The organism is Pedobacter sp. BAL39 (assembly GCF_000170795.1).
Lineage (GTDB): Bacteria > Bacteroidota > Bacteroidia > Sphingobacteriales > Sphingobacteriaceae > Pedobacter.
Window position 1 is genome coordinate 38,027 of the sequence record NZ_ABCM01000020.1, and the last position, 25,415, is coordinate 63,441.

A 25,415-nucleotide genomic window follows, 5' to 3' on the forward strand; every position below is an offset into this window, starting at 1 on the left:
TATGAATATTTCAAATATCAGTGAATCAGTAAGGCTGGCCATTCGTGTCGCGCAATCCCTGGCTAAGGAGTATCACAATGCTGAGTTTTCGGCAGCGCACCTGTTAAAGGGTTTGATGCACAAAGAAGTGGGATTGATAGGATTTCTAAACTCCATTGATAAGGATGAGGCTTACATCAGTGAATGGGCAGAAGTGCGGATTGATGAGCTCGATAAGGTAGCCGTTGCCCCCGATGACGTCAAAGGTGGCCGGGAGATCGCCGGTATTTTCGAGGAGGCCGACCTGGTGCGCATCAAACTTGGGCTTGACCTGATTACGCCGGTTTGTGTGCTGACGGCCTTGTGTAAGCCGACTGTAGGTTTTCCACCAGACCAACTGAAGTCTTTTCCAATTAAAGAGAAGGAGATCCTGGATTTATACCTTGATGATACAGAACTGAAGCAGGCTGTGAAGCCCGGTACTACTGTTGATGCCAAAACTGGCAGTTCAGAAGGAGCGAAGGCCGCACTGCACAAGTATTGTATCGACAGGATTGCACAGGCAAGGGATGGAAAGACAGACCCGATCATCGGAAGAGATAAAGAAACCAGGATGGTATTGGAAATCCTTGGGCGGCGGACGAAGCCCAATGTGATCATTACGGGTGATGCAGGCGTCGGTAAAACCGCGTTGGTAGACGGGTTGGCACAGGACATCCTTTCGGGAAATGTTCCTGCAATCCTGAAAAATGTGCAGTTGTTTGAGCTTGACTTAGGTTCGCTCATTGCAGGTGCATCTTATAAAGGTGAGATCGAAGACCGTCTGAAGAATATCTTGAAAGAAATCAAGCAGTATGATAAGGCCATCCTTTTTATCGATGAGATCCATACTTTGCTGGACAATAAAGGTCCTATTGGCGGTGGTGTCGGTAATTTGCTGAAGCCCGAGCTCGCCAGGGGTGAGATTACAGTGATCGGTGCCACCACCATGGATGAATACCGGAAAATCATTGAGCCCGAGCAGGCCTTCAGCAGGAGATTTGAGGTGTTGCAGGTGCAGGAACCCAATGAAGCTTCAGCCATCAAAATGCTGGAGAAGCTCGCAGAGAAATATGAACAGCACCATCAGTTGAAAATTCAGAAGGATGCGATCCCTGAATGTGTCAGGCTGGCAAAGCGGTATATGAAGGACCGCCGTTTGCCGGATGCGGCATTTGATCTGCTGGACCGCACGATGGCAGCGATGAAGATGATGAACGATACTTCCGATCAGGTGCTTGCTGAGCTTGATGCGGACCTGCTGCAGTTAAACGAAGCTGAGGTGGCCGACGATCAGCTTGCAGATTACCGCTGGTTGTACCAGCAGATGCAGGATAAGGTCAGTCCGATCCTGGTGGGACAGCTGACTGACGAAACGCAGGTAGATGCGTTTGAGACAGTTGAAGAGTTTAAGGATTACATCAGCAGAAATCTGGATGCGCTAAAGGTGCTTGCAGAGACTAAACACGATGAAGTGGCAAAGCAGGACATCGCTTCCATTGTATCCTATAAAACGGGGATTCCGCTAGGTAAAATACAGGCACAGGAAAAAGAGAAGCTGCTGAATATGGAAGGTTACCTGAAAAAAAGGGTGGTTGGTCAGGACAGGGCGTTAAAATCCGTGGCAGATGCGATCCTGGAATCGCGCAGCGGGCTGAACAAAAAGGGACAGCCTATTGGGTCTTTTTTCCTTCTGGGGCCTACGGGTACCGGGAAAACGGAGCTGGCAAAATCAATTGCAGAGTTTCTTTTCAATGATGAAAAGGCAATGATCCGTTTTGACATGTCTGAATTTAAGGAAGAGCATTCTGCAGCTTTGCTATACGGGGCGCCTCCGGGATATGTAGGTTATGAAGAAGGAGGCTTGCTGGTCAATAAAATCAGGCAGCAGCCTTACTCGGTATTGCTTTTTGATGAGATCGAAAAAGCGCACCCATCGGTATTTGATACTTTTCTGCAGATTCTCGATGAAGGTCATATGCACGATAGACTGGGTAAGGAGGGTGATTTTTCAAATGCACTGATCCTCTTTACTTCCAATATCGGGAGTGAATGGATTGCAGAGCAGTTGAGTAAGTCGCTTGTACCTACGTCTCAGCAGCTGATGGAAATCATGGCGCGGCACTTCAGGCCTGAATTTCTTGCCCGTTTGTCGGAGATCGTGCCTTTTGCGCCGATCAGTGAAGACAATGTGGTGCGCATATTTGAGATTCAGCTCAGGAGCCTGGTAGAGGCCCTTGACAAACAAGGCATAACTTTTGAGATTGATGAAGCGGCAACGAAGATGCTGGCATTAAGTGGGTTTACGCCAAAATACGGAGCCCGTCAGTTGTCGGGAGTAATCCGTAATGAGTTGAGAAGACCGATATCAAAGTATATCATTTCAGGAGCGTTGAAAAAAGGAAATTTCATTCAGGTGAAAAAGCATCCTACGGATGATCAGCTGGAATGGACGATTAATGAAAACTAAATTATACATCATAAACCCTTAATTATAAAGATTATGTTTAACTATGAGATTGGTGGTAACGAAAGGAAGATAGATACTTCGGAAGCATTTGCTGACATTGCCCATAATAAGACGCTTTTTATTCAGAAGCTCACAGATAATGAACCTATAAAACCTGAGAAAGTAGAAGGATTGAAAACTGTTCAGGAGGTTTTTAACCACTATAAACCACAGGTAAATGTGACCTTTGAGAAGCATGACGGTGCGCCTGTTACTGAAACCATCCAGTTTGGTAACCTGAGTGACTTCAGCGTGAAGAGCATCGTGAACCAGAGCACACACCTCAATAACGTCAATATCGAAAAAGAGATGTCGCTGAATGTGATCAAGCAGCTCAAATCCAACAAAACCCTTAAAGCGACGCTTGATGATGAAGAAACAAAAGGTGCTTTCATCAGCGCGCTGAAAAACTTTATATCCGAATTAGAAGAAAATAAATCCTAAACAAATTGAACATGGCAACTCCAGAAGAACAAAAAATGACAGCAGCTGCATCTTCGGCAGCGGAGTTTAAGCCTGCTGAAAAGCAGCTTAAAGAAAAACTTTCCCTGCAGGAGAGTTTAGATAAACTGGCAAGGGTGGGCGGTTTCGATTTATTGGAAGCTACGGTTGACGGATTACAGAACCTGAACCCTGAAAGGAAAGCGCGTAAGCAGATTTTCCTGACCGGTGATGAGAAGAAAAAAGAAAGAGAAGAACTGAAAAAGAAAATTCAGCTTTGGATTGACGTTCTGGAAGATTCTGATTCTGTGGCCTCTATGCTGGATAAAAGCACAGAGAAGCTGCAGGCTGCTGAAGAAAACCTTAATAAAAACATTGCAACGGCCCTGGAGACGACCAAGGAGCTGGAGCAGGCCTATCGTTCAGTGAACCTGTTTTATCAGAATACAGAAGCTGATAAGCTGAAAAATGTGGTATTGCTGAATGCATCTATGGACCAGATCAAAGATCTGGACAACCCAAGGTTTATCGAATATGTGGGTGATGAGCTGAAACAGAAATATGACCGTCTTGACCTTCGTGAGAACTATTCCCTGATGGTGATCCCAGGCTATATGGGCTCCAATAAGGTGGTGGAAAAATGGGGTAAGATTGCTTATGAAAATAAGGCAATGCTGGTAACCGATTTTGCCGATCTGGATCAGCCTGACGATGTAATTGACCTGTTTACCGCGGCGAACCTGACCGGTGGTGATGCCTTTCGTTCCAACGTCATCATGACCTGTAACTGGCTGGTAGGACGTGGAAAAGTAGCAGAGGTGGGCGAAGAAGATGACCTGACTGTTCCAGGATCAGCCGCACTGGCGGGTAAGATGTACTATACACTGATGTCGCAGGTTACTGCCGGTAAAAAACATGGTGCCATCAATGATGTGGATGGCGTGAAATTCGATCTTAAAAAGAGCGAGATTTCGCATCTGGAGCGCATCGGATTGGTACCGATGGTGAATGAATACGGCAAGGTAATGGCCTTCTCCGCCAAAACACTTTTCAATGGCGATAACATTGGTCTGCAGACTTATTCTGTTGTCCGTGTATTTGACTACGTTACGAAAGTATTGTTCGACTTTTTAAACAGACGTGCTTTTGAAAACTGGACCTCCAAAACTGAGCAGGACCTGCGTGGTCAGATTGTGAAGTTCCTGGATGGCATTCAGGGGCCTGATCGTCTGATTGAGCGCTTTAAAATCATGCGTTTTGAGCGTGATGAGCAGCAGAAAGATAAAATCCACCTGGACATTCACATTACTCCATACTTTCCAGCCAAAAGTTTCATTGTGAAGCTTGATGGTCAGAAAGGAGAGGATGAGGATACCACCTGGAATACGGAATACGCCCAGCAATAAGTTCAATAAATACTTTTAGAAGATATCCGGCGGGACTGAAAAGTTCCGATCCGGATATTTTTTTATAATTTAGTCCCCCAATAATTCATACTGCTGGGAGATCAATGAAACAATTACTAATCATCAATGGCGATCTGGAAAAGACTGATGCTACTAACCACCTGATTGAGGCCTATCGTAAAGGGGCGGAGTCGGCGGGAGCAATCGTTAAGGAGGTGGCCATCGTAGATTTGATTTTCAATTTCAATAAGCAGTTCAACAACAGGGTGAACGAACTTGAGCCTGATCTCAAGCGGGCACTGGACATGATTACCTGGTCCAATCATGTGGTGTTGTTTTGCCCGGTTTACCTGTCGTCGATTCCTGCAAGGATCAAGGGTTTTTTTGACCGCCTGTTTATGCCCGATCAGGTATTTCTTTCACGCAGCCAGAACATCAGCAATAATTTCAGCGGGCGGTCCGCCAGAATCATCTCGATCCTTGATAAAGAGACGTTTGAGTATTGGAAACAGGACAAAAAAGTGACCTACCTGTCTATAAAAAGAACAGTTTTTGAAAACTGCCGTTTTCACCCGGTACACACCAATACCATGGGCCAATTATACGCGCTGGACAATGACTACAGCAAGAAATGGTTGCGCAAACTGGAGTCTTTCGGTGCCAAGATTATGTAACATTTTTCTTTCATAATTTCTTAATATACTTTAATGATTTCTTAATATCAGTGCCCCTTTCCGAAGCAGAGTGTTTAAAAAACGGGCATTTCAGTGACCGTTCGGAGGTCGGGTGGTATTGTTATTGGATATTTTTTTTGAAAAATTGTATAATGAAAATCTCCTCTGATGGTTTTTTGAGCATTTATTTAATAAGTCAATAATATTGGCAAACTTTTTGAGTTTACAAATAGTAATTAACATAATTAAATTTACCCAAAAACTAAAGTTATGGCTTTCAAAGCAAGATTAGACTTTTCGGGCAAGGAGTACGATGTGCTTCATTGTGCCTATTCCCTAAACCGTGATGTAGATGCAAAAGGAAGACCTTCTTCCGGTGTGTATGGTGGAACAATCGACATTGAGATTGAGTCAACCGAAGACACTTCTGTGATCGAGGCGATGGTGAACAACCAGTACAAACCATTGAGTGGTACACTCTTGATTAAAAAATCTGAAGAGGATGCAAAAATGAAGGAAGTTCATTTTGAAGACGGATACATCGTTAAGTATTCGGAAGGAATTAACATCACCGGCGATAGCCCGATGACGCTGAAATTCCAGATTTCTGCCCGCAAACTGAAACTTGGTAATGCTGAGCATACCAACGACTGGCCAAAGGCGTAACTTAAACGTAGTTTTAAGTTGATCTACTAATTAATCCTATTTACAAAAAATTAAGAATTACTATCATGGCTTTTAAAACCAGATTAAACCTAGGATCGAAAGAATTCGATGTGTTGCAATGCAGCTTTTCATTAAACAGGGACGTTGACGCTAAGGGCCGTCCTTCATCAGGTGTTTACGGTGGTACCATCCACATTGAGATTGAGTCTACAGAAGATACTTCTGTAATTGAGTCAATGGTAAACAACCAATATAAACCACTTTCAGGAACAATTGTCTTTAAGAAAGGTGAAGAAGATGCAAAAATGAAAGAATTGTCTTTTGAAGATGGATACATCATCCAGTACAATGAAGGCATTGCTGTAAATGACAACACGCCTATGACGCTGAGCTTTGTGCTTTCCGCACGTAAGCTGAAGCTCGGTAATGCAGAACATACCAACGACTGGCCAAAAGCTTAACTAAGGCCGTTCGGTAGAAAAGCCATACCACCCATAATGGGTTGGTGTGGCTTTTTCATTTTAGCCTCTTGCTGAAAATTTGTCGCTGTTCTGGAGTTCCCCGGAGTTATTCTGCTGTTGCTGCGGATAATGATCATTCTCTTTGGTAAGGTCGATATACTCAGCGGAAAACTGATCAGACGAGATGCCAACAATAGCAGAATAGTCCTGAATAGAGGGGTAGTCGAAATAAATTGCCATATGCTTTAGATTAGTTTTTTTCTGAACCAAATACTCCTTTCGCGTGTATGAAGGAGTGTTGAATTGATAACTAATATAAGCAGAATTATGTTTGGCTATATTTAGGAATTATTATGATTTATTTATCAAATCAGCCTGTTTACGACATTTGTCACGTCTTTTTTACCTGAATTAGTTATCTGTCGCTGCGTTCCTCCATATTAAGGTCTGTATCAAACGGACTTTTCGTAAAGGGATAGATGCTTTGTTTTACAAATCCTTTTGGATACTGTGCTTCATGTACGCCGGTGCCTGCAGGCCACTGTTTGCCGGGCAGGTAGTAGGTGCCGAAGATCATGTCGATAAAGGGAAAGATGGACGCAAAGTTATGTCCGTAGTATTTCGGGTCTTCACAATGGTGCCAGTGGTGATACTGCGGAGTGGTAAAGATGTACTTCAGAAATCCAAAGTTGACGCGTGTATTTGCATGAATCAATACGGCATGAATGGCAATGAAGATGATGTACACATTGAAAACAGTACTAGAGAAGCCCAGCACATAAAGCGGGATGAAGGTCATGGCGCGGGTGAAAAAGATGTCCATAAAATGCGTACGGCTGCCGGCAAGCCAGTCCATGCTTTTGGTTGAATGATGAATGGAGTGGAAGCGCCACAGATAGACCCTGGTATGAAACAGGCGGTGTGCCCAGTATTGGAAGAGATCTGTACTGAAGAAGGCCAGAAATAGTGCTACAATAAATGGCAGGCTTTGCACCCAGGCATGTACCTGATCCAGACCGATCCAGCCGAAGAACAGCACTGCCGGCTTCTGTGTGACGATACCAAAAAATTGAATGAAAAGGTGACTGATTACAAAATACATCAGGTCGGTACGCCATTCTTCATGGAACTTCGTCTGCGATTTGTTTTTTGGAAAAAACAGCTCCAGTGGAATGAAAATAATGGTCATGAGCAAGAGGTCGAGGAGCATCCAGTCCAGGCCAAAGTGCCAGCTGGTTTTCTCTACCGCTCTACCTTCCACAGAGAAGGCGCCCAATATGATGGCCAGTCCGGCTATCGCTGTACCTATCAGTGCCCACTTAAATTTCTTGCTGAGGATGATACTGAGCAAGGCGAAGAAAAAAGAGGCTACGATACCTCCGGCCATCAGTATCTCCATACTTTCTTTAGTGTAGATCTCCCGAAATTCCGGAGTAGTCAGTTGTTCCGGATAGCGGAAGCAGAAGATGCCGAGTAAACAAAGTATGGCAAGAAATATCGATATATAGCCGCTGATTTGTCCGTTGCCGACTTTCAGTCGCTTGTTTTTAGGGATGCCTGATGTGGTCATAGGTGAGGTGGTGTGGTTATCTTTTCATTGGTTATGATTATCAAAAATAGGATTTAATTCTTTCTATTGGAAAATAATTGAAAAGAGGACTTGGGAGGTCGTAAACAATTGATCTGAAAACTTGTTAAATAAGTTTGAACCTTTTGCATTACAATGGCGAGAACACTACCTTTTTTTCTTTTCTTTTTATGCGCTTTCGCCTGTAGTGCGCAATTCAACGACTCCACCTATTATCGGTTGAACTATACCTCTACAGGCTCATTGAATAAGACCAACGATAGTCGTGCATACCTGCTGAATAACGCATTGCGGTTTGGCATCAGAAAAAAAGACATCAGCCTAAATTCCAGTAATGTATGGGTGTATGGGAAGCAGAATGACCAACTGACCAACAATGATTTTTCTTCCACCCTTGACTTTAACCTGTATAAAAGCCTGCCGCATTTTTTTTACTGGGGACTGGCCAGTTACAATACCAGTAAGTCGCTACAAATCAATAACCAACTGCTGGCGGGTGCAGGAATTGCCTACAGCATTTACGACCGGGAGGATGCCTATCTGAATATTAGTGACGGCTTGTTGTTTGACAGCAGTGACCTGTTGTTAGCGGGTAATATACGTGACGTGTACCAGACTACAAGAAACTCCCTGCGGCTGTCTTTCAGGTTTGAGATATGGCAGCGGGTGGTATTTAATGGCTCCAATTTTTACCAGGTATCGCTCCGCGATGGGCGCGATTATATCCTGAAATCAGATCTAGCCTTGTCGTTGAAACTAAACCGGTGGCTGAGTTTCACGACTGCGTACAAATACAACCGCCTGTCGCGCACCGATCGTGAAAACTCGTTACTGAGTTATGGGCTTACTTTCGATCGGTACTTTTAACGGGATTCAGATTTGTAGAATAAATAGTATTTTACGCACATGCATATGTCAACATCATTTTCATTCCGGTCGATCCTTGATAACGATTTTTATAAGTTCACGATGCAGCAGGGGGTAATCCGTCTTTTTCCTGGTGCGGGGGCAAAGTACCATCTGATCAACCGTGGGCAGCATTCCTTTCCAGAGGGTTTTGAGGATCACCTGCGCCGGGCTGTCGGTGAGATGGCATTGCTGAAACTGAGTACCGCAGAAAAACAGTTCCTGCAGGTGACTTGTCCTTATCTCGATCCGGTATATCTTGATTTTCTGGAAGGCTATAGGTACAACCCTAAGGAAGTGCGGATCCGGCAGGAAGGAGACCAGCTTTCTGTAGAGGTGGAAGGCTTGTGGTACCGTACGATTTTGTGGGAGGTCCCACTCATGGCATTGATCTGTGAGCTGTTTTATCAGCTAACAGGTGCAATACGTGTGAGTGACGACGAAGTGCTTGGCCGTACCTGCAAAAAAATTGAACGTTATCAGGACCTTGGTGTTACTGTTGCTGATTTTGGTACCAGGAGAAGGCACTCCTACGACGTACACCGGCTGGTGCTCGAGTCGCTCTCAGACCATGGTGCCCGGAGTTTTATCGGTACCAGTAATGTTCATCTTGCGATGTTACACCAAACGCGGCCAATTGGTACCCATGCCCATGAATGGTTTATGTTTCATGCTGCAAAATACGGCTTCAAAATGGCGAATGTGATGGGACTGGAACATTGGGTGGCTGTTTACCGTGGCGACCTGGGGATTGCCTTGTCCGATACCTATACGACAGCAGTTTTCTTTAGTCAGTTTGATAAGATGTTTTCAAAATTATTCGATGGCGTGCGCCATGATAGTGGTGACCCAGTGGCGTTTGCCGATCAGGTGATTGCTCATTATGAACAGATGGGAATTGATCCGACAACAAAAACGATCATCTTTTCTGATGGCCTGAACTATGAAAAGGTGGCAGTTATCGCAGACTACTGCAGAGACAAAATCGGGATGTCATTCGGGATAGGGACCAATCTCACAAATGATGTTGGCCCGCAGGCAATGAACATCGTGATTAAGATGACCGCCGCGCATCCGCAGGATGGAATCTGGACTGATGTGGTCAAACTTTCTGACGAACATGGGAAATATACTGGTACAGAAAAAATGATTGCGCTCGCAAAAACCATTCTGGACATCCGCTGATCCCGGGTATCTCCTGTAATCTGATCTCCTCTAACATTGTTTTTTAAGCGTAGAGCGCTTATTTGCAATTTTTTTGCAAATAAGCTGTCGTTTTTTTGCTGATTAATGGCTAACATTTATTAAGTTAGTCAAATCAACCACGCATTATATGTCAGCAAAGCCTATTCTTCTTGCCGAGGCCAGTTCCGCAGACTGGAATTCTTTCAAGGAAGGGAACTGGAGTGCATATAATTTGCTATACAAAGCACATTTTAAAATCCTGAACAATTACGGGTATAAATTCACGAGGGACATCAGTCTGATTGAAGATTCTGTTCATGATCTGTTTGTGAACCTTTGGACAAAAAGGACACAGTTGGGAAATCCGGTGTCTGTAAAAAACTACTTGTACAAAGCACTGCGGAACATCATTTTCAGGAAGATCAAGACCCAGACTCGGTTTGTCAATGTAGAACATGATGCCGATTATCCCTTTCATTTTGAAGTATCTTTTGACCATCAGATTATCAAAACGGAGTCAGAGCGTGTGATGCAGGAAAAGATGAAAAGCATCATCCTCACGTTACCGCCCAGGCAGCAGGAAATCATCTTCCTCCGATTTTATGAAGGTATGGCTTACGAGGAAATTGCAGATATCATGAACCTGAATGCAAATTCGACCTATAAATTATTGTATAAGGCCCTGAACAAACTTCATGATCATTTTAAAATGAAGGATGTACTGTTGTTGCTCGGCTTTTTGGGCTGCCAGAGTGTAAACGCAGAAATAATTTAGTTTTTTTTCAGGACGAGGGGATAATTCCCGGGGGGGCATGTATATAGGAATCATAACAACCAAGTTAAATCAATGGATTTTAGAACATACCATACTTATACACCGGAGGATTTACTGAACGATGACGTTTTTCTAAGCCATGTCCTGGCGCCAACAGAAGAGTCGTCGGCATTCTGGAATGCCTTTATGTGTGCTTATCCGGAGAAGGAAGGTATGGTAAGAAGTGCAGCGCAGCTGGTTCATGACTACCGCAGGCAGGAAACCTTTTACAATGAGTCAGCTGAAGATCGATTGTTTGACCGTATTGCCGCCTCTGTAAAGGAGGAAGGGCGCAGGCGACCCCTGATCCACATCGGTCGGTTTGCAAAGATCGCTGCTGTGCTGCTGGTTGTGCTTCAGGCAGGGCTGTTGTTCTGGCTGATCAATAAGGATGTGGAACAGCATACCCGCTTTGGCCAGATCCGCAGAATTGTATTGCCGGACGGATCAGAGGTCACCCTGAATGGAAATTCCAGGCTGAGTTATGGAAATGATTTTGGAAAGGGCAAAAGGTCGGTGAGGCTTAGTGGCGAGGCGTTGTTCAAAGTAAAACACCTGAACAAAGATCCGGAACATATAATGGAGGGAGAGCGGTTTGTGGTACACTGTGACAATCTGAATATTGAAGTATTAGGAACCACCTTCAATGTCAGGAGCAGACGCGAACAAACCGATGTAGGGTTGCTGGAAGGCAAAATAAAGGTCAGCTATCTGCAGGAAGACCAGGTAAAACCACAGGTACTGGTGATGGTTCCGGGGGATTTCATCAGGCAGCAGGGCAGGCGGTACCTCAGCCGGACGAAACTGTCAGAACCACAAAAGCTGCTGGTCTGGCTGGACCACAGGCTGCTGTTTAAGGACGCTACGCTGCAGGAAATTGTGCAGGTGCTGGAGGATGATCTCGGATACAAGGTGACCATCAGTGACGAGGGTATTTTGAAAATGAAAATTGAGGGTGAGATCAATGTGGCTACCGTAGAGGAATTACTGGAGGTGATTTCTTCGACGCTGGACCTGAAGGTGGAAAAAAATGATAAAAGAATTATGATGTAACCAGAACACAAAAAACTAACCAATAAAAAACTAAAACTAACCAGACCGACTATGAGGAGATTTTACGCTGAAAAGGCGATTAGATGCTGCTGCCTGTTCACGCTGTTTTCAGGCACAGTTGTCTTTAGCCATGCCCAGATCATTGCGAAGAACAATGTCCACCTGAAAGAAACCAACAGGCTTCAGCCACCTGCAGCAATCAGAACGTCCCTGAAGAGTGCCATCGAAGGGGTAGAGAGACAATTTAACATTCAGCTTGCCTACCGGGAAGGCTTGCTGGACAATAAGACCATTCCACTTTCTCAATTTGAGGACGCCACATTTACAGATCCATCCGCGGCGCTCCAGCTGATGCTACAGGACACTCCTCTGCAATTGAACAGGATCAGTGCTACTCAGTTTACCATTGTGGAAATGCCGGTACACATTCAGCGTGCGGACGTCATCAAAGGAAAAGTGATCTCCGGAACGGACCAGCTGCCCTTAATCGGTGCCACGGTCTACATCAAGGGCACTAAAACAGGGGCGTCTACGGATGCACAAGGCAACTTCAGCCTGAATATTCCTGCGGAGCTGAAAGGGAAAGCGCTTACACTGACCATTGCATCAGTAGGGTATACACCACAGGAGGTCACCGTAACAGACTTTGCCAAGCCACTCAGTATCACATTGGTGGAGAGCAGTGCCAAGCTGAACGAGGTGGTGGTCACTGCCCTCGGGATTAAAAGAGACACCAAGGCACTTGGTTATTCACTTACAGAAGTAAAAGGTTCTGAATTTACGCAGGCCAGGGAAAACAATGTGGCCAACGCCCTCAGCGGTAAGGTTGCCGGTGTCAATGCTACCGGACTTTCTACCGGGCCAGGCGGCTCCAGTCGCGTCATTATCCGCGGTAATGGATCCTTCAATGGCAACAACCAGCCATTGTATGTGGTCAACGGGATGCCTATTGACAATAGTGTGCCCGGTGATGCAGCAACAGCCAATACTTTGGGTAACAATGTAGACCGCGGAGATGGAATCTCCAGTATCAACCCCGACGATATTGAGTCCATCACCGTCCTGAAGGGCGGAACAGCAGCGGCATTGTATGGCTCGCGGGCCAGCAACGGGGTGATCCTCATCACCACCAAAAAGGGGGTCAAACAGAAGGGGGTAGGAATAGAATACAATAGTACCTATACTCTGGAACAGGCCATCAACGACAATGACTATCAGTATGAATACGGACAAGGATTAAATGGTGTTAAGCCTATGAACCAAAATGACGCCATCGCCACTGGCCGTCTTTCCTTCGGTGCGAAAATCGATGGCTCTGACTACGTTGCTGCAGATGGACTGACACATCCTTACAGTGCGCAGAAAGATAACATCAAACATTTTTACGATACAGGGACCAATTTTACCAATACACTGGCCTTTTCCGGCGGTAACGATGGTGTAGTATACCGCCTTTCAGTCGCAGACCTGGACAGCAAGGGCATCATCTCCACTACCCGTTTTAAAAGGCAAACTGCCAACCTGAACATCAATGCCAAGATCAACGATAAGATCACGGTGGAAGGGCTTGCACAGTATAACCTGGAGCGTGGTTTCAACAGGACACTCGCCGGCGATGCATTGGGAAATCCCAACTGGACACCTTATGAAGTTGCCAATACGGTAGATGTACGGTGGTTGGCCCCGGGTTTTGATGCCAGCGGGAACCAAACACCCTGGAATGATGCCGGCATTGCAACTAATGGTTACTTTGTGAAGAACAAATACAAACAGAATGATACCAAAAACAGGTTCATCGGACAGGGGTCCATCACTTATGATGTGTTAAAAAACCTTACCCTGAAAGGGGTCATCAGCAGGGATTTTTATAACTACAACTATACGAATATCCTTCCTACAGGAGACATTTACATTCCTAATGGCCAGTATTGGGGAATCAAGTCTGATGTCTCCGAGACCAATGGATTGCTGACCGCGAACTACAGGGCAAAAATAAATGAGAATTTTGGGATATCCGTTCTAGGAGGTGCCAACAGTCGCCGTTTCGAGAACAAACAACTCAACATGGATGGCAACACTTTTACCATCCCTTATTTCTATAGTTACAAAAACCTGGCTACAGCCAGCACCATCCCGCGTCACGACCGTGTTCGCACCAACTCTATCTTCGGATCGGCAGATGTAGATTACAAAAATATGCTATTCCTGACCTACACTGCCAGGAACGACTGGTTTTCTACATTAAGCCCTGACAACAACAGCATCCTTTATCAGAGTGTCGGCGGTAGTTTTGTGGCCACGGATGCTTTTGAGCTGCCGGAGGCTTTTGATATGCTGAGGTTCCGGGCGTCATGGGCTGAAGTAGGAGGGGGTGCAGCAGACCCTTATAAGATCAATCAGACCTATAGCAATATCCCAAGCTCGGGGCAGCCGCTTCAGAATGTAACGACCAACGACGTCACCAACAAAGCGCTGAAGCCCTATACCTCTACTACTTACGAGGGCGGGATGGAATTAAAGCTGTTTGGCCATAGATTAGGTTTGGACCTGACGTACTACAACCGTAAGACAACAAACGACATCCTTACTGCGGCAATTTCGTCGACGTCAGGATATAACAATGCGGTGCTCAACGTGGGTGAGCTCAGCAACAAAGGTATCGAAGCCTTGCTTACAGGCACTCCGGTGCGGAGTTCCGAGTTCTCCTGGAACATCAGCTATAATATGTCTTACAACAAAAGTAAGGTGATCAAGCTGGTTGATGGTACCAATACCTTCCAGATGACCAACTCCGTAGGAAACTGGGCTTACATCAATCAAACCGTTGGCAGCTCCTATGGAACGATTGTCGGTACCCGCATCCTGCGCAATGACGAGGGGCAGATCGTCTACAATGCAAGTACGAGGAGGCCTGTGGCGACCGGTTTGCAGGAGCTAGGTGATGGCGTACCGCCCTTGACCATGGGACTGACACAGGATTTTAAATATAAGGCTTTTACATTCAGCTTCCTGGTAGATGGTAAGTTTGGCAATAAGGTATTTTCAATTAAGGAAGTATATGCTACACGCCTTGGTCTGATGAAGTCTACGCTTCCAGGCAGGGAGAACGGATTGGCACTGTCTGGTGTAGACCAGTCAGGAAATCCATTTTCGACCACTATCCCTTTAACCGAACTTCGCGGGTACTATAATGACATGAGGAATTACTCAGAGTTGTTTGTACACGATGGCAGTTTCATCAAGCTACGTCAGGCAATCCTTTCTTACAACATTCCGGTGAGCAGCCTGAAGTTCGTTAAGGTGCAGTCGGCAAGTGTATCCCTGGTTGCCAGGAACATTGCTACCTTATACAAGAAGACAGACAACTTCGACCCGGAGTCCAGCTTCACCAATGGCAATGCGCAGGGATTTGAATCCATCGGACTCCCAAGAACCAGAACCTTCGGTTTGAACTTAATGGTTAAATTCTAACATCAACGGCCCTAAAAATGAAAAATTTTAAACATAAATATCAATCGCTCCTTTGCCTGCTGCTAATTGCGGTCAGTACAGGATCATGCACCAAAGATTTTGAGGAGATCAATACTGATCCAGAAGCCTCAGCCAACATCCAGCCGGCTTTTGTGTTTACCAAGGCGCTCTACGATGGCGCCAAAAACAACCTGCTTCTGCTTTTGGGCACCATGCAATACACCACCAGTTTCAATGATGTAGCGGGCTTTGGCTCCAAATATGTGTCCAGTCAGAGTCAGCAATCCAGTGCCGTGTTCAGTGCAGCTTATAATCAGGAAATCAACGAGATTGAGCTGGTCATTGCCAATGTTGCTCCCGATCCGGAGAAGGTAAACCTGCTTGCGGCTGCGCGGATCTGGAGGGCCTACTGTTACAGTCGGATCACTGACCTGTATGGAGATATTCCCTATTCTGAAGCTGCAAAAGGCTTTACACAAGCTATTTACACGCCGAAGTATGATGCGCAGCAGGCCATCTATGCCGATTTACTGAAAGAGTTGGAGGAGGCTGCATTGAGCCTCAACAGTGGGAAGCCCACCTTTGGTGCTGCCGACCTGATTTATGCGGGCAGTACAGACAAGTGGAAAAAATTCGCCTATTCCCTGATGCTGCGGTTGGGCATGCGGCTGACTGAGGTTGATGCTCCTTTGGCGGAGACCTGGGTGAAGAAAGCCATTGCCGGAGGAGTAATTACCGAAGACCTGGACATTGCGAAGATCCTATATTCGGCAGCGGGGCAGGACATCAATAAAAACCCTGTAGCACTTAAATTGTACAACGATGATTACATCAAGGCCGATGGTACCAGTAATGCCGAAGGCGGGAAATATCAGGAACCCTTCATCACCTATATGAAAAATAACAAGGATCCCCGCATGGGCATCTGGTCGGTCGTCTACGTCAACAAAGTGCCAGACACCACCGCTGCCCTGCAAAAGGGGATGGCGGCAACGCTGAGTGCCAAACCTGCCGACTTTGTGACCTACTCAGAACCTAACCTGAAAACGGTGGCGGGCCTGGGCACTGCAAAGCTGATCTTTACCACGGCGGAGAGCAACTTCCTGCTGGCAGAAGCCGCGCTCAGGGGCTGGCATACAGGCAATGCCGCAACGTTGTATGAAAGTGCCATCCGTTCGTCCATGAAACAATGGGCAATTATAGCACCTACAGACGGCATCATTTCGGAACTGCAGATCAGTACATATATTAAATATCACCCATTGAATACTGCAGGTTCATTTGATGTGCAGATGAGGCAGCTCTATACAGAGTTTTGGATTGGCATGTTCCCGGATGCGCAGGAGGTGTTTAATGCGTATCGCAGAACGGGGTATCCGGCGCTGGTACCCGTAAATTACGCGGGTAATGCTACAGGAGGACGGATCTTCCGCAGGATGTTGTACCCCTTATCGGAACAAAACCTGAATGGTGCCTCACTGAAGGACGCCATCGGCCGGCAGGGGCCCGATGAATTTCTGACAAGGATATGGTGGGATAAGAGACCTTTGTAAATTATACGTATTGATGAAATATAGTTATTTGCTTTTTTGCCTGTTGTTCACAGGAAACATCGCTGTTGCACAGCGTAACGATGTCGTGGAAGATGAAGTGTCCAGCAATTACAATTTAAATAAGCCCGCAAGAGAGGAATGGTTGCGTAATACGGGCGCGGGCTTATTTATTCATTTTAACGTAGATGCGCAGCTGGGGATCGTGATCAGTCACGCCCTTGTTGGCGCCTCGGATGATTTTGTGAATCGTTATTTTAACGACCTTCCCAAGACGTTTAACCCTTCCAGCTTCAATCCAAAAGAAATTGCGGAGCTGGCGAGGCTGGCTGGAATGAAGTACATTTGTTTTACCACCAAACACCATGCAGGGTTTTGCTTTTGGGATACGAAAACCACGGATTTCAACATCACCAAAACGCCCTACAAAAAAGATCTGCTGAAGGAGTTCGTGGAAGCCACAAGGGCTGCGGGGCTGGATGTGGGTTTTTACTTTTCTCCTGAAGACTTTCGCTTTTTATACGACCACAAGATTCCCATCAGCAGAAGTAATGTCCGGATGGATGAGGGCACAAGAATGGCATACGACGATTACAACAGGAAACAGGTCGAAGAGTTGATGACGAAGTATGGGAAGGTGGATGTGCTGTTCATTGATGGTGATCCTAAGGAGGTGGTTAAAGAAACTTCCTGGCGCCTGCAACCGGACATCCTGATTACCAGGGGTGCGATTAAAACACCCGAGCAGACCCTTCCGGGTACTAAAATTACCCAGCCCTGGTTGTCGCCGATTACTATGGGCACGGCCTGGCAGTTTCAGCCGACAAACGACAGGTATAAGTCCGGCAGCCAGCTGATCGATTTACTGATTGAAGCGCGGGCAAAGGGTGGGTCACTCTTGCTAAATGTAGGTCCTAAGGCAAATGGGGCGCTGCCGGAGGAGCAGGAAAACCGGCTGCGGGAAATGGCAGGCTGGTACTTCATCAACCATGAAGCGATGGATGATGTGCGCAGCTGGGTGGTAAGTAAAGAAGGAAATATATGGTTTACCAGGAAAGATAATATCTTGTTTGCCATTGTTATGGATGCCGGAAACTGGAAAGAAGGAGAGCGCCGTACCTTCACACTGCGCTCCGCAAAAAGCACAGCCGATACGAAAATCAGCGTGCTGGGACAAAACAGCCAAATTATGGAATACAAGCCAGACCTGGATGTGAGCAGCCGCTTTCGGCAAACTGACAATGGTCTGGAGCTATCGGTGCTGAAGGCTCAGCGCATCTATGATGATCACCGCTGGCCCAATCCTGTAGTCATCAAACTCGAAAATGTAAACCCTGTATTTAAAGAGGCTGCCATGGTGCAGACCGGTGATGTACAGCCGGCAGGGCAGGGTGTCGTACTGATGAAAGGTAGGCTGCTTAATTACAGAACGGTAAAAGCAGCACGCGCCAGGTTTTATTATCGTCCTTATCTAGGGCAGGTAGAAACTTTATATGCAGAGGCATGGAAGGAAACAATATGGACACCGGTCAAAAAAGAGGGCAGCTTTGATGTCCAGATTAAAGGACTAAAGAAGGGCGTTTCATATGAGTATAAAGCCATTGTAGAGCAGCAGCAAGTGTTAGTGGAGGGTGAGAACAAAGTGTGGAGCAATAAATAGTTTTAGCATAATTATTGGGAATAATTATTTTTACCGAAATATTACATATATTGGATTGTCAATAGGCGGTTAATTATTCCCAGTAATCTATGTTAAAAATCAGTATCCTATTCATCTTTCTGATGCCTTATGCGCTGTGTGCGCAAAATGCGAGAAATATGATGCCGCATAATAATGTGGTAAAGGATACTGCCAATCAGACCGATTTGATTGATGTAGCCAAGCTGATGTTCCGCATTTCGCCAAAGCCCATCAAACCAAAAGAGCACAGCAAACTTTATTTTTCAGTACTTCCTGTAAGTAATGCCCTGCCGGGGGGTGTAGGCAATACACTGGTGACGAGTACTACGGCAGGTATGTATCTAGGACCAAAGGCCACCACAAATCTTTCCACAGCCTCCTTTGCACCATACTGGAATTTACACAATCGCTTTGGCTTACCACTGCGTACCAGGATCTGGCTGAGGGACAACAGCTGGTTGTTTCAGGGCGATACCCGCTTCCTTGTGTATCCGCAGAATACCTGGGGACTTGGCAGTAGTGGTAATGCTGACCGCATCTTGCTGGATTATAACTATATCCGTTTTTATCAGAGTGCCTTGAAACGCATCACGCCTTATTTTTTTGCCGGTATTGGCTATAATCTGGACTATCACTTTAATATGAAAAGTGACAAACCCAACCTGAACCTAATCCAGCATACTGGATACAAATATGGGACTTCAGAAAACTCGTTTTCTTCCGGTATCAGTCTCAACCTGTTATACGACACCAGGAACAATTCCATTAACCCAATGCCTGGCTGTTATGCCAACCTTATTTATCGCGTCAATCCGGTCATGATGGGCAGCAATTCTACCTGGCGTTCCATGTACCTTGATCTGAGGAAATATGTTTCCTTAAATCCTGCCAAGCCCAATCAGCAGAATACACTGGCCTTCTGGTCTTATTTCTGGACGGCACTTGATAGCAAGACCCCATATCTGGACCTGCCTAGCCTGGGCTGGGATCCCAGTAACCGGTCAGGAAGAGGCTTTGCACAAAACAGGTACCGCGGGAGGTCATTGTTATACTTCGAAAGTGAATTTCGCCGGGACATTACCGAGGATGGCTTCCTTGGATTTGTGGTCTTTGCGAATGTCACGACCCTTACCGGTACAGGCTCTATGTTTCAGACCTGGCATCCGGCAGCAGGTTCCGGCCTGAGGATCAAACTCAACAAAGGATCCAATACCAATTTCGGGATTGATTACGGCATCAGTAAAGGGTATAGTGGCATGAACTTAACCCTCGGTGAGGCTTTTTAACTGCCAGGAGTTGCGGTCAATCTGAAACCAGTAACATGGAAGACCCTGATATTCAAACTGCCCTGTAATTTCCAGTCCTGATTTTTGTAAGGTGCGTATGGAAGCACTATTCTCCTGGTGGGCCATTGCATAAACGGTATCCAGCAGCAGCACCTCGAAGGCATATTTTAAAGAGGCCCTGGCCGCTTCAGTAGCAAAACCTAGTCCCCAATACTTTCGGATCAGGCGGTATCCTACCTCGTAAAAGTTAACGTGGTCATTGATGGGGGTAGTGATGAACTTCAATCCGCCCCAACCCATAAATTCGTTGGAATACTTGTCCATAATGGCCCAGCGGCCAATACCATTGTCTATGTATTGCTGTCTGATGAAGGCAATGTTGTCCGCGGTTTCCTGCAATGATTTATTCGGACGGCCACCCAGATATCGGTGCACTGCCGGATCGCTGTCGAGCTCATGCATTGCCGCCAGATCCTCAGGCATGATTTCCCTTAAAATGATTCGTCCGGTGTCGGCATATATTTTCATAGCAATTTTTCAGGTCGTTCAGCGAATGTATAAATTATTCTTTAATCAGGATCATTAATGCTAAATTGAAGCATCAAAAAGCCTGAATGGAATCTGCGGACGTAAAAATCATCAATAAAAAACCCATCTTTCCGGTGTCTGCTGAGTTGCAGAAATACCTGAAGAAATACCAAAGGGAAGCAAAGTTGCCCATCACTTATAATGACCTGCTGGAGTTTAACGAGGCCTATCCGATTATGGATAAAAATGGTAAGGATTCCTTGTGGGAAGGCCCTGTGTATCCTTCGGACAGGATTGAGGAGATCCAGAATGGACTCAAGATCATTTACGCAAACCTGAAGGCTTCCGGGAACCTGCGCATCGTAGAACATAAATATATTGACCGGATTGAATATTGCACTTTTGGCAATACACATCCTTTCCGCGTACGTATTGTCAATCGCCTCAATGATGTGTACGACTACTTCTATGTAAAGAAGGCTGACGCTTCGAGGATTTACGGACTGGAGCTTGAGGAGATCCTTTCTCCTAACCAGGTGAATTATCTAGTAGACCGGGAGACCCTGATTGAGGAGCACATTGCAGGTATTCCCGGGGATACATTTGTGAAAACTTACCTCCATAACCCGGAGTACAACCAAACGCGGATCGCGAAGGAATTTGTTAAGTTTAACGAACGTTGTCTGGTCATGCTGCTGGGCGATATGAGGGCTTATAATTTCGTGGTGCAGGTCACTCCTGATTTCGATGACATTCAGTTTCGCATCAGGGCAATCGACTTTGATCAACAGTTTTATGAGGGCAATGTTAAAGTTTATCTTCCGCAATTTTTCAAAGAGAACTTTCCCTATGTACAGGTCTGCATGGAGCAGCTGACGGACAAGACCTTTTTACAATATCAGCAGGAAGAAAAGTCGTCCATCCTGCATCGCGTGCGCAGTGAGCGCCACAGGCTTACTGATCTGCGTGATGTTTCAAATACAGACTATCTGACAACAAAAGAGAATACACTAAAGTTGAAAAAGGGAATGGCCACGTTGCTGGGTGATGACAATTATCTTCAATGTGATTCAATGACGGATATCATTGAACTGAATGTGAAGAACATCATCCGTCAGGTAAAACTATAAAAATGATAGTTAAACCATGACACCATCACCCTAACCAAAGCGCTGGATGATGGTGTCATCTCGATTTATTTGGCTTTTAACACACCATTGATGTCCTGGGCGAGTTTATGATGCCCCTCTATCACTTTAAGTGTTTTCTTCGCAAAAGCACCGAGTTCCGCATCTGTATTCTCAGTCGCTGATTTGAACAGGTCAACAGTCTTTTTATGGTCATTCACCATCATGTCCATATAGTGTTTGTCGAAATCATCACCCGACATTTTTTTCATTTCATCGAGATGCGCCTGTTCCGTTGAGGGTAACATAGTTGGTAAAGACATCTGTTTACGTTTTGCGATGGCATCAAGTTCCGTAGCAGCAGCTGTATGGTCTTTGATCATCATGGAGGCAAAGTCTTTTACCTGCTGGTTTTTTGTCTTTTCATGAGCAATCTTTCCCGCTTCTACCTCCATCATTCCCCCAATCGCTGCCTGCTCGGCAAACTTTGCAGGATCTTTTCCAGGATCGGCAGCAAGGGTATCTGTGGTGACATAGGCCGAATGATCAACTACATTGGTATCTGTAATGGAGCTGTCGACACCAGTGGCTTTATTCTCATTAGACCCGCAGGCTTGTAAGGTCATCGCGCCAGCAAAAAGTAACGCTACTGAAATGTTCGTTTTCATAAGTATAAATATTGGTTAAACTACAGAGGAATAACCTTTTAAAGAAGATGTTGTTTTCAATATTTATGAATTGAACAAATTGCTGAAATCAATAAGCTGCGGCCTTTAATGATATGCCTCAGGAACTGAATCTAATTAGTTAGTTTTTTAGCTTCAATGGTTTTTCCCTGCGTGAAGATCATTTTATTTACGTTTCCGGATGCATCCTTTACAAATTCCATGTTCGCATTGATCACCTTGTAAAAGAACTTGCTGCTGGTTTCCGGATAAACTTCCAGTTTTGTTTGTCCCGTTGCCTGTGCAAATAACCTGTTGCCTTCATTGGTGATGCTGAGTACAAATCCGGGCATCAGCTCATATTTGCCTAAGTAGGGTTGTAGATCCAGTTCCGTCACCTGTGCGAGCGTAATTTCTTTTGATTTGTTAAGTCCTTTAAATCCGTAGACGCGGGAAATACTATTCATTAGTTCCTGTATGATTTCCCCGTTATCGGAGTTGACCATGATCACCAGACCATTTCCTCCCTCAAAACTTCCATAATAGCCACTTCTGAAACCTTCATTGGCGCCGCCATGGCCAAAATATTTCGTGCCTTGGGCATCTTCAATAAAAACGCCCAGTGCTGCTTCATCATTGGAATAAGGAGTAAGGCGGAGAATGGTAGATTGTTGATCCAGCACTTTTTTTGATTTCCCCTGATAGGAAAGTTCCGTTTCGATAATGTACCTGGCAAGATCGGTAGGGGTGGTCCATAATGCTGCTGCTGCACGTTCAGGATACAGGTGGTATTTTCCCTTGATTTCCTTGCCATCCGTATCGTAGCCCGTGGCGTAGTCGGCGGGACTTGCATGTTCTGCCGGAAAGCTGAACGTACTGTTTGTCATGCCCAGTGGTTTTAAGACCTGTGTGGCCATGAATTGCTCATAAGGTTGATCGGTGATGTCGCTGACAATCAACTGGGTGATGGTGGTTCCTCCTCCTGAATACTGGCTTTTGAGTCCTGGTTCAAACTCGGAGCGTACAGCCGCAGAGTTAGCAGGCGGGCTGCCATCCAGGATTTGGATCACTGTTGGAATTGATGTGCCAGGTTCATAACCGCCGAAACCATGAACGCTCAGTCCGGCAGTATGGCTCAGCAGATTTTTTAAGTTGATTTTTTTTCCTTTGGATAGGGAATCATAAGGAAACTTCCAGGTTTTGAGCAGGCTATTGATGTCGGCATCGAGATCGACTTTACGGTTCTGATGCAGTTTCAGGATTCCGACTCCATTCAATGATTTGCTGATCGAAGCCGCCTGAAACCGTGTGTATGGTGTAACAGGAACTTTTTGCGCTTCATCAGCAAAACCATAAGCCTTAGCCCATTCCAGTTTGTAATCTCTGATGACGGCAATACTCAAACCCTTTACATGGTAATGTGCCATTCGTTCCTCAATGTTCATCGGCGTTGTCCCCTTGATCAGGATACGGTCTGAAAGGTTGGATTCGACCTCCCTGATGCGCTCCTCTACGGTGCTTTGCCCATATAAAGATGAGCCGCAGATCAAAAGGCAAATGAAAAGACCAGAATTTATTTTGAAAATGTTGTAGATGGACTGTTTCATAAGCTGTATGTTTTAATAATGATGATCATGTTTAGATAAATAACGGTATGGGTTAGACGCAGAAATCTGAGATAAGTTGCAAACCTCGCGGTAAGTTGTTTGTTTTTAAAAGAGATCATCAAATTGACCTGATTAAAAATGACAACGCAACCCCAACACACTCCTGAAGAAAAGGATGCAAATCAAAACCCCGCGAACCATCACGACCATGTTTTGGATACCATCAATGGAAAGAAAACGCCAGAGGAACTCAAGAAACGCCTGGAAGATGAGCCGAAAAGTCTTGGCGTGGATCTGGATGGCACCAATCCCGGATCAAATAAACACCCCATGGACCTGGATCAATAGGGTGTTTGTTGTAAGAAGTTTATAGTTATTTCGCTTTTGGAAGAGCGGCATTGGTGGTGTTGAGTACTGAAGTGACGCTGGATACCATGCCTGCAATGTTCGAGAGGTCGGCAGGCACAATCATGGAGTTGTTGACTTTCGCCAGCTTTCCAAATTCTGTCAGGTATTGTTCTGCAATGCGCAGATTGACGGCATTCATACCGCCGTCCTGGTTGATGGATCTGGCAATTTCGTTGATCCCCTTAGCAGTAGCGATGGCCACCATCTCAATTTCTGAGGCTGTACCTGCTGCTTCATTGATCTTACGTTGTTTCTCACCTTCAGACCTGGCAATCATTTCCTGCTTGTCACCCTCCGCACGATTGATCTTCGCCTGTTTATCACCTTCGGATTCTGCAATCATGGCTCTTTTCTCACGTTCTGCACGCATCTGCTTCTCCATTGCATCGCGGATACTCTGAGGTGGCGAGATGTTTTTTACCTCATAACGGGAAACTTTAATACCCCAGGGCTCGCTGGCTTTATCTACGGCAGCGACAATCGTCCCATTCACAGTTTCACGCTCCTCGAAGGTCTTGTCCAACTCCATCCGTCCAATAACGCTACGCATGGTCGTTTGAGAAATCTGGATTACGGCGAAACGATAATTGTCAATTCCATAAGAAGCTTTCTGTGGATCCATCACCTGCAGGTAGAGGATACCATCTACTTCTACGGCAATGTTGTCTTTGGTGATACAAATTTGAGAAGCCACGTCTATCGCCTGTTCTTTCAGGTTCTGCTTGTAGGCAATTTTGTCGATAAAAGGAATCAGGATGTGAAAACCCGCGTCTAGGGCGCGACTGTACTTACCCAGGCGCTCCACGATGAATACTGAACGCTGAGGTACGACCTTAAACGTCGACATAAAGGCAATAAGCAGGAAAACGGCGAGAAAAATTAAAATGTAAGTTGATGCTGTCATATCTATTTGGTTGATTTTACGATTAATAAAATACTGCGGTTTCCGGTGATGATCACGCGCTCCCCTGCAGCGATGTCCTGCTCTGAACTGGCTTCCCAGCTGGCTCCTTTGAATTCTACTTTTCCGTTATTACCTGGCCCAATAACAGTCTCGGCTAGTGCAACCTTGCCAATAAATTCGTCCTCCAGCTGCTGCCCGGCAGTATTGCCCATGCCTAGCTTCCGTTTCACCCAGCTGCGGAAAAAAACTACCGTCAGCAGGGAGCTCAGAATAAATAAGATGATTTGTGTGTTGAGGGAAACGTCGGTAAAAAAGGCAACCAGGGCAACAATCCATGCGCCGACACCAAAAAAGAAAAGTATGAACCCGGGTACGAGAAATTCCAGTAAAAAAAAGGCAAAACCAAGGCAGAACCAGATCAGTGCGTTATCTAAAAGTTTATCCATATCATTGATGTGTAAGAGCGT

The 25,415-nt window shown here is 45.6% G+C and carries 23 protein-coding genes; 16 read left to right on the forward strand and 7 right to left on the reverse strand.

Going from position 1 to position 25,415, the window contains the following annotated elements; all coding sequences use genetic code 11:
- Window position 1: 1 nt before the first annotated feature.
- From PBAL39_RS20295 to tssD (PBAL39_RS20320), 6 genes are all read left to right on the forward strand, one after another.
- Window positions 2-2,488 carry an ATP-dependent Clp protease ATP-binding subunit gene (locus PBAL39_RS20295; RefSeq protein WP_008245090.1) on the forward strand — a complete coding sequence of 829 codons (2,487 nt, stop codon included), beginning with the start codon at window positions 2-4 and terminating at the stop codon, window positions 2,486-2,488.
- Between the two features lie 33 nt (window positions 2,489-2,521).
- Complete coding sequence (locus tag PBAL39_RS20300) at window positions 2,522-2,971, forward strand: hypothetical protein (RefSeq protein WP_008245091.1); 450 nt, start codon at window positions 2,522-2,524, stop codon at window positions 2,969-2,971.
- Between the two features lie 11 nt (window positions 2,972-2,982).
- Window positions 2,983-4,374: a DUF5458 family protein gene (locus PBAL39_RS20305; protein ID WP_008245092.1), complete on the forward strand. Its 1,392-nt coding sequence runs from the start codon at window positions 2,983-2,985 to the stop codon at window positions 4,372-4,374.
- 104 nt (window positions 4,375-4,478) lie between these two features.
- Window positions 4,479-5,048: an NAD(P)H-dependent oxidoreductase gene (locus PBAL39_RS20310; RefSeq protein WP_008245095.1), complete on the forward strand. Its 570-nt coding sequence runs from the start codon at window positions 4,479-4,481 to the stop codon at window positions 5,046-5,048.
- A gap of 270 nt (window positions 5,049-5,318) precedes the next feature.
- Window positions 5,319-5,714, forward strand: a complete 396-nt coding sequence (gene tssD, locus PBAL39_RS20315) for a type VI secretion system tube protein TssD (RefSeq protein WP_008245096.1) — start codon at window positions 5,319-5,321, stop codon at window positions 5,712-5,714.
- Window positions 5,715-5,779: 65 nt separating this feature from the next.
- Complete coding sequence (gene tssD, locus PBAL39_RS20320) at window positions 5,780-6,175, forward strand: type VI secretion system tube protein TssD (protein WP_008245098.1); 396 nt, start codon at window positions 5,780-5,782, stop codon at window positions 6,173-6,175.
- 60 nt (window positions 6,176-6,235) lie between these two features.
- Here tssD (PBAL39_RS20320) and PBAL39_RS20325 read toward each other — a convergent pair whose 3' ends face one another.
- Window positions 6,236-6,415 carry a hypothetical protein gene (locus PBAL39_RS20325; RefSeq protein ID WP_008245099.1) on the reverse strand — a complete coding sequence of 60 codons (180 nt, stop codon included), beginning with the start codon at window positions 6,413-6,415 and terminating at the stop codon, window positions 6,236-6,238.
- A 175-nt stretch (window positions 6,416-6,590) separates the two neighbouring features.
- On the reverse strand, window positions 6,591-7,745 hold the full coding sequence (locus tag PBAL39_RS20330; protein WP_008245100.1) for a sterol desaturase family protein: 1,155 nt from the start codon (window positions 7,743-7,745) through the stop codon (window positions 6,591-6,593).
- 153 nt (window positions 7,746-7,898) lie between these two features.
- Here PBAL39_RS20330 and PBAL39_RS20335 point away from each other — a divergent pair, with 153 nt between their 5' ends.
- The 8 genes from PBAL39_RS20335 to PBAL39_RS20370 all read left to right on the forward strand — a co-directional run bounded on the left by PBAL39_RS20335 (window position 7,899) and on the right by PBAL39_RS20370 (window position 19,709).
- Complete coding sequence (locus tag PBAL39_RS20335) at window positions 7,899-8,630, forward strand: DUF481 domain-containing protein (protein ID WP_039867281.1); 732 nt, start codon at window positions 7,899-7,901, stop codon at window positions 8,628-8,630.
- Window positions 8,631-8,675: 45 nt separating this feature from the next.
- Entirely contained in the window at window positions 8,676-9,854 is a 1,179-nt protein-coding gene (gene pncB / locus PBAL39_RS20340; RefSeq protein ID WP_008245102.1) for a nicotinate phosphoribosyltransferase, read from the forward strand.
- A gap of 148 nt (window positions 9,855-10,002) precedes the next feature.
- A complete protein-coding gene (locus PBAL39_RS20345) occupies window positions 10,003-10,629 on the forward strand; it encodes an RNA polymerase sigma factor (protein ID WP_008245103.1) in 627 nt (208 codons plus the stop codon).
- 72 nt (window positions 10,630-10,701) lie between these two features.
- Window positions 10,702-11,721, forward strand: a complete 1,020-nt coding sequence (locus PBAL39_RS24855) for a FecR family protein (protein WP_008245104.1) — start codon at window positions 10,702-10,704, stop codon at window positions 11,719-11,721.
- 51 nt (window positions 11,722-11,772) lie between these two features.
- The gene (locus PBAL39_RS20355; RefSeq protein WP_008245106.1) at window positions 11,773-15,192 is read left to right on the forward strand and encodes a SusC/RagA family TonB-linked outer membrane protein; all 3,420 of its coding nucleotides are present in this window, start codon (window positions 11,773-11,775) and stop codon (window positions 15,190-15,192) included.
- Between the two features lie 17 nt (window positions 15,193-15,209).
- Window positions 15,210-16,745, forward strand: a complete 1,536-nt coding sequence (locus PBAL39_RS20360) for a SusD/RagB family nutrient-binding outer membrane lipoprotein (RefSeq protein ID WP_008245107.1) — start codon at window positions 15,210-15,212, stop codon at window positions 16,743-16,745.
- Window positions 16,746-16,758: 13 nt separating this feature from the next.
- Window positions 16,759-18,402: an alpha-L-fucosidase gene (locus PBAL39_RS20365; protein ID WP_008245109.1), complete on the forward strand. Its 1,644-nt coding sequence runs from the start codon at window positions 16,759-16,761 to the stop codon at window positions 18,400-18,402.
- Between the two features lie 89 nt (window positions 18,403-18,491).
- Window positions 18,492-19,709 carry a BamA/TamA family outer membrane protein gene (locus PBAL39_RS20370; RefSeq protein WP_008245111.1) on the forward strand — a complete coding sequence of 406 codons (1,218 nt, stop codon included), beginning with the start codon at window positions 18,492-18,494 and terminating at the stop codon, window positions 19,707-19,709.
- On the opposite strand, the gene PBAL39_RS20375 is transcribed toward PBAL39_RS20370, so the two are convergent.
- Window positions 19,686-20,237 (reverse strand): GNAT family N-acetyltransferase, encoded by a 552-nt coding sequence (locus PBAL39_RS20375; RefSeq protein WP_008245112.1) that lies wholly within the window; start codon window positions 20,235-20,237, stop codon window positions 19,686-19,688. The genes PBAL39_RS20370 and PBAL39_RS20375 overlap by 24 nt on opposite strands.
- An 86-nt stretch (window positions 20,238-20,323) precedes the next feature.
- Here PBAL39_RS20375 and PBAL39_RS20380 point away from each other — a divergent pair, with 86 nt between their 5' ends.
- Window positions 20,324-21,367, forward strand: coding sequence for a hypothetical protein (locus tag PBAL39_RS20380; RefSeq protein ID WP_008245113.1), 1,044 nt, complete (start codon window positions 20,324-20,326; stop codon window positions 21,365-21,367).
- 65 nt (window positions 21,368-21,432) lie between these two features.
- Here PBAL39_RS20380 and PBAL39_RS20385 read toward each other — a convergent pair whose 3' ends face one another.
- Window positions 21,433-22,032 carry a DUF4142 domain-containing protein gene (locus PBAL39_RS20385; protein WP_008245114.1) on the reverse strand — a complete coding sequence of 200 codons (600 nt, stop codon included), beginning with the start codon at window positions 22,030-22,032 and terminating at the stop codon, window positions 21,433-21,435.
- Between the two features lie 131 nt (window positions 22,033-22,163).
- Window positions 22,164-23,636, reverse strand: a complete 1,473-nt coding sequence (locus tag PBAL39_RS20390) for a serine hydrolase (protein WP_008245115.1) — start codon at window positions 23,634-23,636, stop codon at window positions 22,164-22,166.
- Window positions 23,637-23,774: 138 nt separating this feature from the next.
- Here PBAL39_RS20390 and PBAL39_RS20395 point away from each other — a divergent pair, with 138 nt between their 5' ends.
- A complete protein-coding gene (locus tag PBAL39_RS20395; protein ID WP_008245116.1) occupies window positions 23,775-23,984 on the forward strand; it encodes a hypothetical protein in 210 nt (69 codons plus the stop codon).
- Between the two features lie 25 nt (window positions 23,985-24,009).
- On the opposite strand, the gene PBAL39_RS20400 is transcribed toward PBAL39_RS20395, so the two are convergent.
- A complete protein-coding gene (locus PBAL39_RS20400; RefSeq protein ID WP_008245117.1) occupies window positions 24,010-24,948 on the reverse strand; it encodes an SPFH domain-containing protein in 939 nt (312 codons plus the stop codon).
- A gap of 2 nt (window positions 24,949-24,950) precedes the next feature.
- Window positions 24,951-25,394 carry an NfeD family protein gene (locus tag PBAL39_RS20405; RefSeq protein WP_008245118.1) on the reverse strand — a complete coding sequence of 148 codons (444 nt, stop codon included), beginning with the start codon at window positions 25,392-25,394 and terminating at the stop codon, window positions 24,951-24,953.
- Between the last annotated feature and the right edge of the window lie 21 nt (window positions 25,395-25,415).

Excerpts from the sequence above, each read along its gene's own strand:
- PBAL39_RS20295 (WP_008245090.1), top strand. The coding sequence starts at position 2 with ATGAATATTTCAAATATCAGTGAATCAGTAAGGCTGGCCATTCGTGTC.
- PBAL39_RS20370 (WP_008245111.1), top strand. The coding sequence starts at position 18,492 with ATGTTAAAAATCAGTATCCTATTCATCTTTCTGATGCCTTATGCGCTG.
- PBAL39_RS24855 (WP_008245104.1), top strand. The coding sequence starts at position 10,702 with ATGGATTTTAGAACATACCATACTTATACACCGGAGGATTTACTGAAC.
- PBAL39_RS20390 (WP_008245115.1), bottom strand. The coding sequence starts at position 23,636 with ATGAAACAGTCCATCTACAACATTTTCAAAATAAATTCTGGTCTTTTC.
- PBAL39_RS20345 (WP_008245103.1), top strand. The coding sequence starts at position 10,003 with ATGTCAGCAAAGCCTATTCTTCTTGCCGAGGCCAGTTCCGCAGACTGG.
- PBAL39_RS20385 (WP_008245114.1), bottom strand. The coding sequence starts at position 22,032 with ATGAAAACGAACATTTCAGTAGCGTTACTTTTTGCTGGCGCGATGACC.
- PBAL39_RS20330 (WP_008245100.1), bottom strand. The coding sequence starts at position 7,745 with ATGACCACATCAGGCATCCCTAAAAACAAGCGACTGAAAGTCGGCAAC.
- PBAL39_RS20375 (WP_008245112.1), bottom strand. The coding sequence starts at position 20,237 with ATGAAAATATATGCCGACACCGGACGAATCATTTTAAGGGAAATCATG.
- PBAL39_RS20400 (WP_008245117.1), bottom strand. The coding sequence starts at position 24,948 with ATGACAGCATCAACTTACATTTTAATTTTTCTCGCCGTTTTCCTGCTT.
- pncB (WP_008245102.1), top strand. The coding sequence starts at position 8,676 with ATGTCAACATCATTTTCATTCCGGTCGATCCTTGATAACGATTTTTAT.
- PBAL39_RS20310 (WP_008245095.1), top strand. The coding sequence starts at position 4,479 with ATGAAACAATTACTAATCATCAATGGCGATCTGGAAAAGACTGATGCT.
- PBAL39_RS20395 (WP_008245116.1), top strand. The coding sequence starts at position 23,775 with ATGACAACGCAACCCCAACACACTCCTGAAGAAAAGGATGCAAATCAA.
- PBAL39_RS20300 (WP_008245091.1), top strand. The coding sequence starts at position 2,522 with ATGTTTAACTATGAGATTGGTGGTAACGAAAGGAAGATAGATACTTCG.
- tssD (WP_008245098.1), top strand. The coding sequence starts at position 5,780 with ATGGCTTTTAAAACCAGATTAAACCTAGGATCGAAAGAATTCGATGTG.
- PBAL39_RS20365 (WP_008245109.1), top strand. The coding sequence starts at position 16,759 with ATGAAATATAGTTATTTGCTTTTTTGCCTGTTGTTCACAGGAAACATC.
- PBAL39_RS20355 (WP_008245106.1), top strand. The coding sequence starts at position 11,773 with ATGAGGAGATTTTACGCTGAAAAGGCGATTAGATGCTGCTGCCTGTTC.
- PBAL39_RS20305 (WP_008245092.1), top strand. The coding sequence starts at position 2,983 with ATGGCAACTCCAGAAGAACAAAAAATGACAGCAGCTGCATCTTCGGCA.
- tssD (WP_008245096.1), top strand. The coding sequence starts at position 5,319 with ATGGCTTTCAAAGCAAGATTAGACTTTTCGGGCAAGGAGTACGATGTG.
- PBAL39_RS20405 (WP_008245118.1), bottom strand. The coding sequence starts at position 25,394 with ATGGATAAACTTTTAGATAACGCACTGATCTGGTTCTGCCTTGGTTTT.
- PBAL39_RS20380 (WP_008245113.1), top strand. The coding sequence starts at position 20,324 with ATGGAATCTGCGGACGTAAAAATCATCAATAAAAAACCCATCTTTCCG.
- PBAL39_RS20335 (WP_039867281.1), top strand. The coding sequence starts at position 7,899 with ATGGCGAGAACACTACCTTTTTTTCTTTTCTTTTTATGCGCTTTCGCC.
- PBAL39_RS20325 (WP_008245099.1), bottom strand. The coding sequence starts at position 6,415 with ATGGCAATTTATTTCGACTACCCCTCTATTCAGGACTATTCTGCTATT.
- PBAL39_RS20360 (WP_008245107.1), top strand. The coding sequence starts at position 15,210 with ATGAAAAATTTTAAACATAAATATCAATCGCTCCTTTGCCTGCTGCTA.